This window comes from Treponema sp., assembly GCF_052169735.1.
Taxonomy (GTDB): Bacteria; Spirochaetota; Spirochaetia; order Treponematales; family Treponemataceae; genus Treponema.
Genome location: NZ_JBQNBW010000073.1, coordinates 1 through 12,300 on the forward strand (window position 1 = coordinate 1; position 12,300 = coordinate 12,300).

Below are 12,300 nucleotides of genomic sequence, written 5' to 3' on the forward strand. Positions count from 1 at the left end.
GAAAATCGGTATGGCACTTTGTGGAAGATATTCGCGCGGGGAATGTAGAAGGGGTTATGGAGCGGCTCAAGGCAATCATTTCCGGTATTGCGTATGACAACTTCACGGAAGAAAACCTGAAATTACGGGAGCAGAACTACCAGACGGCAGTGTACCTCGTCTTTACGCTCATGGGACAGTTTGTACAGACGGAGGTGCATTGTTCAACTGGTCGAGCCGATTGTATAGTTACGACTGCTGATAGCATCTATATCTTCGAATTTAAGCTCAGTGGCAATGGCAGTGCGGAAGAAGCCCTCAACCAGATAAAAGAGAACAGCTATGCAGAACGGTACAAAGTTGATAGCAAGAAGATTGTGCTGATAGGAAGCTCTTTTGACGAGCAGACACGTACAATAAGGGACTGGAAGACAGAGCCGTTTTAGTTCAATATAAATCCCGTACCGATTCTTTTTGTGCAGCACACTGAGGATTGGAATTTGCGTAGCAACGCAGTAATACACACACTTCCAGCGCTTTTGAAAATAGGCGCCACAGATGCTAGGAGCGCACAAAAAACACCCGCAGGCACGGTAAAAAATGTATGTCCTGTACATTTTTTACCTACGTGTTTACTACGCAAACACGCTGCTGCGTAGAACCACCGCCGTCCATGGCAAGTTCAAAAATTGACCTCCTTGTCAATTTTTGAACGCGAGTTTTTGCTGCGCAAAAACATCGCTACTGCTTGAGACCACGGACATCCTCACCCAAGAATGTACGTCCTGTACATTCTTGAGCTACGAGTTAGCAAGCGAACTTGCTTCTGCGTGGAACCACCGCCCTCCATGGCGGTTCTGATACGTTGAGGATTTAGTTTTGTGCAGCACGAAGGAGATGCACACACCTCCACCGCTTTTGAAAACATACTCTCCGTAAGCCTTTTGAAATAGGCGAGGTATATCCGAGGCGCGAGGGAAAATTAACCGCAGGCGTATCTTTGATACGTTGAGGATTAATTTTTTCGCAGCAACGAAGGAGATACCCGCATATTTCAAAAGGACTCGCTGATGGCCCCAAGAGCATCGATACTAGCCTCTATCTCTTCCGTCGTATTAAACGTAGAAAAGCTGAAGCGGACAATCCCTTGCGCTTCCGTTTTATAGCTCTGGTGTACAAGCGGAGCGCAGTGGGCACCCGGACGGGTCGCAATGCCGTACCGTTCGTCAAGGAGGCGGCTCACTTCCGAAGACGGCGCCGTTCCAATGTTCAGCCCGATAACAGGACCGGCATTTTGCACGTTCGGCGCATAGAGCGTGATAAACGGAAGGTCTGCGGCGAGTTTAAAAAAGTATGCGCGCAGCTTCGCTAAGTACGCAGCGGCATTCTCTTGTCCAAGCTGTTCGATATATGCACATCCTGCAGTCAGTCCTGCAAAGGAAGGCACATTCATGGTACCGGCTTCAAAGACATCAGGCATTGTCGCGGGGTGTGTTTTGTCAAAAGAATGAATGCCGCTGCCGCCGGAAAACACCGGCTTAAAAGCAAAGTCGCCGTTCACGACGATGCCGCCGGTACCCTGCGGACCATACAACCCTTTATGCCCGGTAAAGCAGACAATGGTTTGCTCATACTGCGAAATATCCATCGGCATGGTACCGGCGCTTTGGGATGCATCGATAATCAGCGTCAACCCATTCTTTTTACATAAGCCGTAAATTCGCTGCATATCGGGAACGGCGCCGATAACGTTGGAGCAGGCGGTAACAATAATCGCTTTGGTGTTACCCCGTATCTGCGCTTCCATTGCCGTATAGTCAAGTTCGCCTGTTTCAAGATCAAAGCCGATAATCGAAAGCTCCGCCCCCTGATTTTCCAGCTGATAGAGCGGACGCAAGACGGAGTTATGCTCGAGTGCAGTGGTAATGAGGTGATCGCCTGCTCCGAACAAACTTTTGAGCACGAGGTTCAAGGCTGCCGTCGCATTTTGGCACAGTGCAACGTGCAGCGGGTCTGTTATATGGAAAATACGGGCAACGGCAATACGGGTTTTATACAAAGAAGCAAGCGCCGCATGGGCGGTTTTATGCGCGGCACGCCCCGGATTTGCAAACTGCTGCGAAACAATCGCGTCATACACTGCATCCGCAACACTGTCCGGCTTATGGAGCGTCGTCGCGCTATTATCAAAATAAATCATACTACTTACCCTTCTGACTATTTCCCAGACATCTTCACCGCAGTTCTATCTGCACCGTGGACGGTGAGGGTATACACATCCTGATACGCGGCTCCGCTTGTTTTTAATAAGTTAACCGCCTTTTCCGCATCTTCACGGTTGACCCGCAGCGCCATCCCGCAGCCTTCTGAGATTTCCGGAGGGAGCGGGATCAGGCGGGCGCCGGATAGACCGGTCACTGCCATTTCCGCTGCGATTGCCTGATGAGTACTATCAAATGAAATAACGCAAAATACTTCGTTCTGCATAGCTTAGGGCTTTACGACCTTATTGGTACGCATAATTTCCGTAATACGGTACATATTGGTAGCCGAACCGACTTGCAGTTTCTCTTTTAAGCCGTAGAAATCCAAACACAGCCCGCACGCAAGCACTTCCGTCCCCTTTTCCTGCAAGGTTTTTAAATCGTTGACGGTTTTTTCGTTCTCGGTTGCAAGGCGGACACCGGAGTTATACATCACCACCATTTTAGGAATGCGATCCTGTTCGGTCAGCGCATACACAAAGTTCTCCAACAGCTTTGTGCCGAAGCCTTCATCACCGGTGCCCATCTTATCAGAATTGATCACCACAACATATTCGTCAGCGCCTTGTTCCAACACGCTTGTGTCGTTCAAAATAGCACAAGCCTCACAACCTTGAAAGTCATAGAGTACGGTATATTCCGCATCGTTCAGCTTGGTAACGTTTGCTTTGATATTCAGCTGCCCTGCCATCTTGGTCAGATTCTGGGTCGCAATTTCGTTATCCACCCGTATCAGGATGTTTTCTCCTGCGGTGTTTTCGCGCAATACTTTTTTCGTCATAATGACGGGAATGGGACACACTTTGCCCATCGCATTTACTTCAATCATTATTTCCCTCCATAAAAACCTTTTGCAGGAACTATCAAGTTCCGAAAACGGTTTTTAGCCGCGCTTTCGTAAATGTCAGTTGAGAAAGCGCAATAAAGTATATGAGTTTGTGTAAGCAAACTCGAGATAAAAAGCGGAGGCGCTATTGTAGCCGATGCTTTTTATCATTCCTCCATATAGAGCATTCAGATAACTATTAGGTTGAATGCCTGAGTTTTTCTTTTTAATAATTTGGGCGGCTTTTTGCGATACAATCGCAAAAACCAGGCTTTTCGGGGTTCCGCTTTCGCTTCATTCCTCCGCTCCGCTTCGGAACCGGCTTGCGCCGACCCCTACAATCCTTGCCGCGGGAAAACTCGAAATTCATACCATCAACTCACCACAATCGGATAATCCGCGCGAGGTTCGATGGTGCCGATTTTGAATAGACTGATTCCTGCCTTGGCAAAGGCTGGTCTGATTTTTTCCGCTTCGGCAGGGCTTACGGCAAAAAGTAAACCTCCTGAGGTTTGCGGGTCAAAGATAATTTCTTCGAGCGCAAAATCTTTTATACTGAATTGAATTTTTCCTTGGGCAAAATTCCGGTTCCGCTGTCCACCGGCAGTAAGCAAAAATTCACCGGCTGCCTGATACGCTGCCTCGATATAGGGAATACGGTTTGCGTCAAGGCGGGCGGTAAAATCCATGCCGGTCATTTCCGAAAGATGTCCGCTCAAGCCGAAACCGGTTACATCCGTGCAAGCATGAACATCAAAGTTCCGAAGAACCTCGGCTGCGTATTTATTGAGGTAGGTCATTGAGGCTGCCGCTTCGTCAAAGGCAGAACGGGGAACTTCTCCTGCGCTGTACGCAGTGGTGATAATCCCGGTCCCCAGTTTTTTGGTTAAAAATAACACATCTCCCGCCTGCGGGGTGTTGTTTCGCCAAATGCGATCGGGGTGTATCGTTCCCATCACGGAAAGTCCATATTTTATTTTGGGGTCGTGAATGGAGTGCCCGCCGACCAGCGCAGCACCTGCTTCTTTTACCTTTTCCGCTCCGCCGGCTAAAATGCTTTGCAGCGCCGCGTATGCATTATCGCGGGTTGCTTCCTCAGGATAGCAGACAATGTTCATTGCACATACCGGCTCTCCTCCCATCGCATATATATCGCTGAGAGCATTTGCTGCTGCAATCTGTCCGAAAAGGGTAGGATCGGTTACCATCGGCGGGAAAAAATCAAGGGTCTGGATGACCGCTATATCGGGTGTCAGCTGAATAACAGCCGCATCATCGGAGCTGTCGAAGCCGACCAATAATCCTTCGTGTGAAGTCTTGGGGAGTGTTTTCAGTAAGGCGCTTAAAACCCCTGCGCCGATTTTTGCATTGCATCCGCCGCAGACAAAAAGTTCATCGCCCTGTCCGCTTGCGGATTTATTATCATTTTCCATGTATTTATTATAATAGATAAGAACTCTTTTTACAAGCTGATTTTCAGCAGCATTGTTCAGCGTAAATGTATTCCATTTTAATAAATATCAGTGTAACACATCAAAGTACGTTTTTAGAAATTAGCAAGAAAATAGACACCGAGAAAGATGGCAAGGCGTGCTTTTTCTGTTGAAAGGGCAGCCTGCGCTCTTAAAGATTCAAGATAATACCAGAATAAACCAAAATCAGGATCAATTCTCACAGCATATTCTAAAAAGCTACTGCTATCAATCTGATCTCCAAAAAGGAGTAAGACTACATCATGCAGCACTCCAAGGCATTCAGGAATGAGTCCTACATAGTCAACCGGTTCGTCTGTCTGCCGCATCGATTCGCAGAAGCAACGGAGGCGGTACAAAATATCATCTTTTACATCTTCATTTGATTTTTCTACCCACATTTTTTCAACAAGAAGCTGTACATTTTTTTCAAAGCTTCTTATCAAATTAATTTGATAATGGTGTGTAACCGGTTCTGCATCCGTAAAGACTTGCTGAAATGAGCCATCGGCATGAAAGGCTCTTGCAATAAGAAGCGCTTGTATTGCTACCGTTTTTGCATCATCCGCTGCGAGAAATGCAGGGAGATATTCAATCGCTGCCTTTTTTATCGGTTCCGGCAGCCCTATCTCAGGATCGGTAAAGATTGTTTGGTGCATGGGTTTCAATATGTCCTTTAATTCGTTTTTGGTCAAGTAGTAAGGTAAGAGTGTTCAGGGATTTCGCATTATAAATACGGTATAGATGGGAAAGCCTAAGAGAAAGAAAGAAGCCGATAAAGTTTATTGTATCCTATATACATCTATAACCGGACATCTTTAAAAAACCTGATTCGCAATCCGCTTGAGCCTATCTAGCTGTTGATCTCAGTTCAAAAACTCCTTGTTGCTTCTTTTAGGATGCGCTATACTATCCTTGGGGAGTAATTTATGGAAGAAACAGCTGATTTTTTGAATGATACTGCGGTTAGTTTGGCGTCAGAAGGATGTCATAGCGAAGCTATTGCTTGTCTCCGCCGCGGTTTACAGCTTGATCCATACAATAGCTTGATATGGTTCAACCTTGGATTGAGCTACTATGCTCTCAACGAAAAAGATAATTCCCGCAATGCCTTATACCAAGCAGCACGATGTAATCCTTTTGATGCAGATATTTGGGATACGCTTGGCGTTGTGCTTCATGAAACGGGAGAAATGGAAGCTTCACAGCTTGCATACACAAAAGCGCTTGACATCGAGGTTAATAACGGACGAATATGGAATAATTATGGAACACTCCTCTTTAATGAAGAAAAGTATGAGCAAGCGCGTCACGCTTTTGAGGTAGCACTTACGCTTGCTCCGGATTCCGAAGATACCTTGTTCAATTTACGCGATACCTATGATATGTTGGGACAAAAAGGGCTTGCCAGAAAATGTTCAAAAATGATTGATACCATAGCATTAAAAACAACACATGAATATATACAGCAACGGATTAAACAATGAAAATTTTTTATATTGCAGATATTACCGGTAAGGTAGGGGTATGGGCTGTTAAAAAAACAATTGCTGATATCAAACGGATATATCAACCGCACGTTATTATTGCACATGCCAATATGACAACGGGTACCGGAGGTTTGGGAAAGCAGCATGCATCGTATCTGCGCAAGATGGGAATTGATTGTATTGTAGGAGGGGATTGTATTTTTCAAAAAAAAGACTTGGTAGAAAATATTTCACAGATGCCTTTTGTATTGCGTCCTGTCAACCTTCCAAGTCAGAGTCCTGGGAGAGGATTCCGGCTCTTCAACACAAAAGCCGGTGTTCCTATTGGTATTGTTTCGCTTTTAGGAAGAGTAGGGCATTATCGGCTCCTGGCTGATAATCCTTTTACAGCGGTGCAAACACTCTTTTCAACCATAAGCAAAGAAACGCCATACATTATCGTAGATTTTTCTTCTACTGCTACAGCTGAAAAACAGACAATGGCATTTTTTCTCGCAGGAAGGGTGTCGGCTGTGATTGGTTCCGGTACAGGGGCTGCAACTGCTGATTGTCAAATCATTGACGCTACTGCTCAAGGCGACTCTTCTGCTAGTGATAACAGTATGTCCAATCATACCATCTTATCTACTGATACTGTGTGTGCTGCCCATCGCCTGACAGGCTATATAACTGATGCAGGGCGTACCGGCAGTTTTGATTCAGTGGGCGGGTACGCCCCAGCTGGTAAAATACGGGAATACTGTACCGGTCTTTTTGAATATCCGCAGGAAACATGGCAACGCGTTTGCGTACAAGGCTTAGTTCTCGCACTTGACAATACCGGCAGTACCCGTGCGATCGAACGGATAGCTATTGAAGTACCCTCTACTTCAGAAATAGGGAAGTAATAATAGCATAGATTCTTAGAGAATAAAATCATACAGAACTCATGCGTAAGCAGCAATTTATCACTAGTTTTAGCCTGAAATACTCTCTATCAAAATAACCTTATATTAACAATATTATTATGTATTCTTTTTGACTATTTTATGTATCTTTTATCATAAATAATAATACTATTTCTTTCAGTTGATTTTTCAAAGTTGATAGAACGAGAGGTGGGGGTAAGTGATAAACTTAAGGTTTTGCACTTGGCGTTATACTGTTTTTTATCACTGCTCTTACTATAATTTATCAATAAGTATCTTTTAACATACATTTTCTTATATTATATAATACCATATAATATAAAATAATAAGAACACATGGCGAACCGCTTTAAGCACCATTCTCAATTATTATAATCCCGCGTTTGATTGCGATAGTTTTATGAGAATAATTGACTATATGTATGTTGTATATGCACACGGTAAGGCTGGTGCAGATAAAAGAACTGTGTGTCCGCAAACTATTTTCCACGGTACCGATGTAGGGCATCAATACGGCACAACCGGAGAACGGTTCCTGTGCTACCTCGAAAGCAAACAACAGCAGAACATCCCCGCATATTTGCGAGCGCAAGAGATCATACAACAAGGTATTGCCTATTATAGCGGCGGCAATGCAAAGGCTATGGCATACCGTGAAAATATGATAGTGTAAAACTTTATCTATGAACTCAAACAAATTCAAAATGCCGATATAATGGGAATATACGGTTCTGTACATACGGATACAGCTATGCTTGATTCTACCGGAGCCGTTTCCTGTATGGCGAATCAATTAAAATCAATCTACGGAACCAATCTCAACACAGAGGATTTAAGAGAATGTAAATGAACATTTTACACAATAGGGTTCTTTGGCAATGTATAAAATATTGCTCTTGACAAAAGGTTGTAGTATGTACTACATTTATAGCAGAAGATATGTAGTACATACTACATATCTTCTTAATGTTTTAATTTAAGTCATTTTTGTATAAAGACTTAATTTTAAACTCTCGGGGATTTCGAAACAGTAACCAACTTTTGAGACATCCCCATAGAACTACAAAATGTTTGGTTTTGGAATATTCCAAAGAGGAGTTACAATGAAAAAACAGATACGATGGGCGGCTGTTCTTACCGCAGCGGCGTTGGGTATGATCACTACTGTCGGTATGACCGGCTGTGCAAAAAAAGATGCGGCTGCAAACAAAGCGGACGCTGCACGCCCCAAACGGGTGGTAACAACCTTCACTATTTTGCAGGATATGGCGCAGAATATTGCAGGCGATAAGCTTTTGGTAGAATCCATTACCAAGCCGGGGGCGGAAATTCACGAGTATGAGCCGACTCCGCTTGATATTGTGAAGGCGCAGTCTGCTGATTTGGTTCTGCGCAATGGTTTGGGACTTGAACGCTGGTTTGAAAAATTCATGGGTAATGTAAAAGATGTGCCGAACGCTACGCTCAGCGATGGGATTGAGCCGATGGGTATTGGGGAAGGACCGTACAACGGTATGCCGAACCCGCATTCGTGGATGTCACCGAAAAATGCACTTATCTATGTAGAAAATATCCGGAAAGCCTTTATGAATTTAGACCCTGCAAATGCGGAAACCTATAATGCCAATGCAGCTGCGTACAGCGAAAGCATTCAAAAGATCGACACATTTTTAACTCAAAAACTTTCTGAAATCCCCGAATCGCAGCGCTGGCTAGTTACTTGCGAAGGAGCTTTTTCGTACCTTATCCGCGACTGCAATATGAAAGAACTGTATCTGTGGCCGGTCAACGCCGACGAGGAAGGCAGTCCTCAGCAAATTCAAAAGGTGGTAGACACCATCCGGCTGCATCATATCCCCGTTGCCTTTTCCGAAAGCACCATCAGCAATAAGCCTCAGCTGCAAGTTTGTAAGGAGACAGGGGCCTATTACGGCGGGGTGCTGTATGTCGACTCTTTAACGTACGAAGACGGAGATGCCCCGACCTATCTTAAAATGCTGGAATACAATGCGAATGCAATCGTGAAGGGTTTTCAGGATAGTCTTGCACGGTAATTCGCAGCGATTTGGATAAGCGATGATGGCGGATGTACGAAAATATGTCCGCCGCGGCATCGGGCTAGCCAACGCCCTCAACGCTGCATGTGAGATACCCCTCTGCACGAATAATAGGAGAGAATTATGAACGGTAAGCAGGAATATCCTGTTGAACTTACAGTAAAGGATGTCAGTGTTGCATACAATAATGGACATGTAGCCTTACACAATGCTTCGTTTTCCCTGCAAAAGGGGACGATTACCGCATTGGTCGGGGTAAACGGCAGCGGAAAGTCCACGCTTTTTAAGACAATCATGGGCTTTATTAAACCGATGAGCGGATATGTAACAATCTGCGGAAAACCGATTGGTATGGCACAAAAACAGCACTTACTTGCATACGTGCCGCAGTCTGAAGATGTGGACTGGTCGTTTCCGGTTAGTGTGTGGGATGTGGTGATGATGGGGCGGTACGGCTATATGAATTTTCTCCGTATTCCGAGCAAAGAAGATAAGGAAAAAGCAGCGCGCAGCTTAGAACGGGTACAGATGCTCGATTTTAAAGACCGGCAGATCGGTGAACTTTCAGGCGGACAAAAAAAACGGGTATTTCTGGCGCGGGCGCTTGCGCAGCAGGGAAAAATCATATTGCTCGATGAGCCGTTTACCGGAGTCGATGTTAAAACGGAAACAGCGATTATCGAGTTGCTGCGTGAGCTGAAAGACGAAGGGCATCTAATCTTTGTTTCCACACACGATTTAGGTTCCATCCCGGAATTTTGCGATCATGTTGTAATCATCAATCGGACGGTGATTGCCTCCGGTACGACGGAAACAACCTTTACCGCCGAAAATTTGATCAAAGCATTCGGCGGAGCACTGCGGAGTATTAAGATCGATCATACTGACAACATGTCGAGTAGTGTACATCCGTGTACACTGCTCGACAACGAGTTTGCTAACTCAAACTCGCTTCTGCGTGGAACCACCGCCATCCATGGCGGTTCTGAAAACTCCCACGAACTGCACGTATTCACCGACGATGAAGGTGCGTTAATTACCAATCAGGAGGGCAAACCGTATCTCCGAGGTGTCGTCCGCAACACTGAAGTTGTCGGTATAAAAGAGTCGTGAGAGGAGAGGTGAGAAATGCTATCGAATCTATTGATTCCTTTTCAGTATGAATACATGGTGAAAGCGATTGTGGTGAGCGGAGGTGTCGGCGGGGTATGTGCCCTGCTGTCATGCTTTGTGGTGCTGAAAGGCTGGTCGCTTTTGGGAGATGCGCTGTCCCATGCGGTGGTGCCGGGAGTTGCGGTTGCTTACATTATCGGTATTCCGTTTTCAATCGGCGCGTTTATCAGCGGAATGCTTGCGGCATTGGTTATGGGCTTTGTTAAAAACAAGACCCGGATTCGCGAAGATGCAGTTATCGGTATTGTCTATACCACGTTTTTTGCGCTCGGTGTACTGCTGATCTCACTGTACCCAAGTAACATCAGCCTTACGACAATCATTATGGGAAATATTCTCGGTATCGCCGACAGAGATATTGTGCAAACGCTGATTATTGCAGGCGGAAGTCTTATCATCATCTTGCTGAAATGGAAAGATTTGCGGCTTTTCTCTTTTGATCCGTCGCACGCCCGCTCCATAGGACTGAACACCAATGCGCTCTACCTGTTGCTGCTCACTCTGCTTGCGGTTACGGCGATTGCGGCGCTGCAAACGGTAGGCAGTGTGCTGGTTGTGGCAATGCTGGTAACGCCGGGTGCTGCCGCATATCTGCTCACAGACAGATTTCCGATAATGATGGGGCTTGCGGCGGTCATCGGGACACTCACTGCTTCAGCAGGAGCCTATATCAGCTATTATCTGAACGGCTCGGCAGGCGGATGTATTGTTGCGTTGCAGTTTTTCCTATTTTTAGCCATTTTGTTCTTTGCGCCGCATCACGGCATCATCTCCGCGCGGCGGACGGCAGCACGTTCGATGAAAGCCTTTTTTGGGGAAAACTGAGGAGAAGATTGTATTTTTGAGCTGCCCGACTTTTTAATCGCGGAAAGGATTGTAGGGGCGGCAACGCCGTTCCGAAGGAATGGAGCCGAAAGGCGGAACCCCGAAAAGCCTGGTTTTTGCGATATAATCGCAAAAATCCGCCCAAAAGAATATAAAAAAATAAAACTGAGGAGAGGTCTATGTGGTTAATGTCGGTTTTAGAGCCGTTTACGTATGGATTTATGATAAAGGCGCTCGTAATAGCCGCGTTGGTTGGGGGAGTTTGCGCTCTGATTTCCTGTTATCTGATTTTAAAGGGCTGGTCGCTGATGGGGGATGCGATTTCTCATGCGGTACTGCCGGGAATTGTGGGGGCGTATCTTTTGCATATTCCGCTTGGTGTTGGGGCGTTTGCGGCGGGGCTATTGAATGCGGCTGCGACGGGGTGGATAAAAGACCGGAGCCGTATCCATGAAGATTCGGTGATGGGGGTGGTGTTTACGGGGCTGATGGCGGTCGGGCTGATTTTGGTTACAAAAGTGAGTTCGAATATTCACTTTACGCATATTTTATTCGGGAGCCTTTTGGGAATTGAAAGGGGCGATATGATACAGGCGGTTGTATGTTCGGTGGTGACGCTGGTTGTACTGATTGCCAAGCGGAAGGATATTCTGCTGTACTTGTTTGATAAAAACCATGCGCAGGCGGTGGGTTTGAACGTGCAGGCTATTCATTACCTGTTTCTTTCGCTGACGGCGCTGACCATTGTTGCGTCGCTGCAGGCGGCAGGGATTTTACTGACGGTTGCGATGCTGATTATTCCCGGTTGTATCGCCTACCTTTTGACGGACAGGCTAAACCGGATGCTCCTTATTTCCGCTTGCTCCGCGGTGATAAGTTCTTTGATTGGTACTTATGTGAGCTATTACCTGAACGGGGCGACCGGCGCCTGTATCATTTTAACGGAGTCATTCTTTTTTGCCTGCGCGATGGTGTTTGCGCCTAAATACGGCATACTGGCACACCGCCGGGCAGCGCGGAAAGCCCGTTTAGCGCTGGTTTAGGACTTTCCAGTCTTTAATCGTGCGTGTTTGTTCATCGAATGAGCTGCCGATAAGCACAATCTTCTTGCTATCAGCTTTGTACCGTTCTGCATAGCGATTCTCTTTTATCTGGTTGAGGGCTTCTTCCGCACTGCCATTGCCGGAAAGCTTAAACTCGAAGATATACACAGTATCAGCAGTCGTAACTATACAATCTGCCCGACCAGTTGAACAATGCACCTCCGTCTGTACAAACTGTCCCATGAGCGTAAAGACGAGATACA

Annotated in this window: 14 protein-coding genes; 8 read left to right on the forward strand and 6 right to left on the reverse strand. The window is 46.0% G+C overall.

The genetic code is table 11. The features are described from left to right. The coding region (locus ACTTJ8_RS10340) for a PD-(D/E)XK nuclease domain-containing protein (RefSeq protein ID WP_442721130.1) at positions 1 to 425 on the forward strand (425 nt) is incomplete at its 5' end. A 608-nt stretch (positions 426 to 1,033) separates the two neighbouring features. On the opposite strand, the gene ACTTJ8_RS10345 is transcribed toward ACTTJ8_RS10340, so the two are convergent. The 5 genes from ACTTJ8_RS10345 to ACTTJ8_RS10365 form a co-directional block, all read right to left on the reverse strand. Further along, positions 1,034 to 2,179, reverse strand: coding sequence for an aminotransferase class V-fold PLP-dependent enzyme (locus ACTTJ8_RS10345; RefSeq protein WP_442721131.1), 1,146 nt, complete (start codon positions 2,177 to 2,179; stop codon positions 1,034 to 1,036). Between the two features lie 17 nt (positions 2,180 to 2,196). Beyond that, positions 2,197 to 2,466: a putative Se/S carrier protein gene (locus ACTTJ8_RS10350; RefSeq protein ID WP_442721132.1), complete on the reverse strand. Its 270-nt coding sequence runs from the start codon at positions 2,464 to 2,466 to the stop codon at positions 2,197 to 2,199. Between the two features lie 3 nt (positions 2,467 to 2,469). Continuing rightward, entirely contained in the window at positions 2,470 to 3,072 is a 603-nt protein-coding gene (gene yedF, locus ACTTJ8_RS10355; protein ID WP_442721133.1) for a sulfurtransferase-like selenium metabolism protein YedF, read from the reverse strand. Positions 3,073 to 3,443: 371 nt separating this feature from the next. Next, positions 3,444 to 4,502 (reverse strand): selenide, water dikinase SelD, encoded by a 1,059-nt coding sequence (gene selD / locus ACTTJ8_RS10360; protein ID WP_442721134.1) that lies wholly within the window; start codon positions 4,500 to 4,502, stop codon positions 3,444 to 3,446. A 113-nt stretch (positions 4,503 to 4,615) separates the two neighbouring features. Beyond that, positions 4,616 to 5,200, reverse strand: coding sequence for a hypothetical protein (locus ACTTJ8_RS10365; RefSeq protein ID WP_442721135.1), 585 nt, complete (start codon positions 5,198 to 5,200; stop codon positions 4,616 to 4,618). A 270-nt stretch (positions 5,201 to 5,470) separates the two neighbouring features. Between ACTTJ8_RS10365 and ACTTJ8_RS10370 the strand changes: the two genes are divergently transcribed. From ACTTJ8_RS10370 to ACTTJ8_RS10400, 7 genes are all read left to right on the forward strand, one after another. Further along, positions 5,471 to 6,028, forward strand: a complete 558-nt coding sequence (locus ACTTJ8_RS10370) for a tetratricopeptide repeat protein (RefSeq protein ID WP_442721136.1) — start codon at positions 5,471 to 5,473, stop codon at positions 6,026 to 6,028. Then, a complete protein-coding gene (locus ACTTJ8_RS10375) occupies positions 6,025 to 6,918 on the forward strand; it encodes a YmdB family metallophosphoesterase (protein WP_442721137.1) in 894 nt (297 codons plus the stop codon). Before ACTTJ8_RS10370 ends, ACTTJ8_RS10375 begins: the two co-directional genes overlap by 4 nt. A 421-nt stretch (positions 6,919 to 7,339) precedes the next feature. Beyond that, positions 7,340 to 7,612 carry a hypothetical protein gene (locus tag ACTTJ8_RS10380; RefSeq protein WP_442721138.1) on the forward strand — a complete coding sequence of 91 codons (273 nt, stop codon included), beginning with the start codon at positions 7,340 to 7,342 and terminating at the stop codon, positions 7,610 to 7,612. 430 nt (positions 7,613 to 8,042) lie between these two features. Next, on the forward strand, positions 8,043 to 8,993 hold the full coding sequence (locus ACTTJ8_RS10385) for a metal ABC transporter substrate-binding protein (RefSeq protein WP_442721139.1): 951 nt from the start codon (positions 8,043 to 8,045) through the stop codon (positions 8,991 to 8,993). A gap of 126 nt (positions 8,994 to 9,119) precedes the next feature. After that, positions 9,120 to 10,109, forward strand: coding sequence for a metal ABC transporter ATP-binding protein (locus tag ACTTJ8_RS10390; protein WP_442721140.1), 990 nt, complete (start codon positions 9,120 to 9,122; stop codon positions 10,107 to 10,109). A 15-nt stretch (positions 10,110 to 10,124) separates the two neighbouring features. Beyond that, positions 10,125 to 10,994 carry a metal ABC transporter permease gene (locus tag ACTTJ8_RS10395; protein ID WP_442721141.1) on the forward strand — a complete coding sequence of 290 codons (870 nt, stop codon included), beginning with the start codon at positions 10,125 to 10,127 and terminating at the stop codon, positions 10,992 to 10,994. 179 nt (positions 10,995 to 11,173) lie between these two features. Next, a complete protein-coding gene (locus tag ACTTJ8_RS10400; protein ID WP_442716785.1) occupies positions 11,174 to 12,037 on the forward strand; it encodes a metal ABC transporter permease in 864 nt (287 codons plus the stop codon). On the opposite strand, the gene ACTTJ8_RS10405 is transcribed toward ACTTJ8_RS10400, so the two are convergent. Next, a partial coding sequence (locus tag ACTTJ8_RS10405; RefSeq protein WP_442721142.1) for a PD-(D/E)XK nuclease domain-containing protein occupies positions 12,023 to 12,300 on the reverse strand: 278 nt, incomplete at its 5' end. The genes ACTTJ8_RS10400 and ACTTJ8_RS10405 overlap by 15 nt on opposite strands.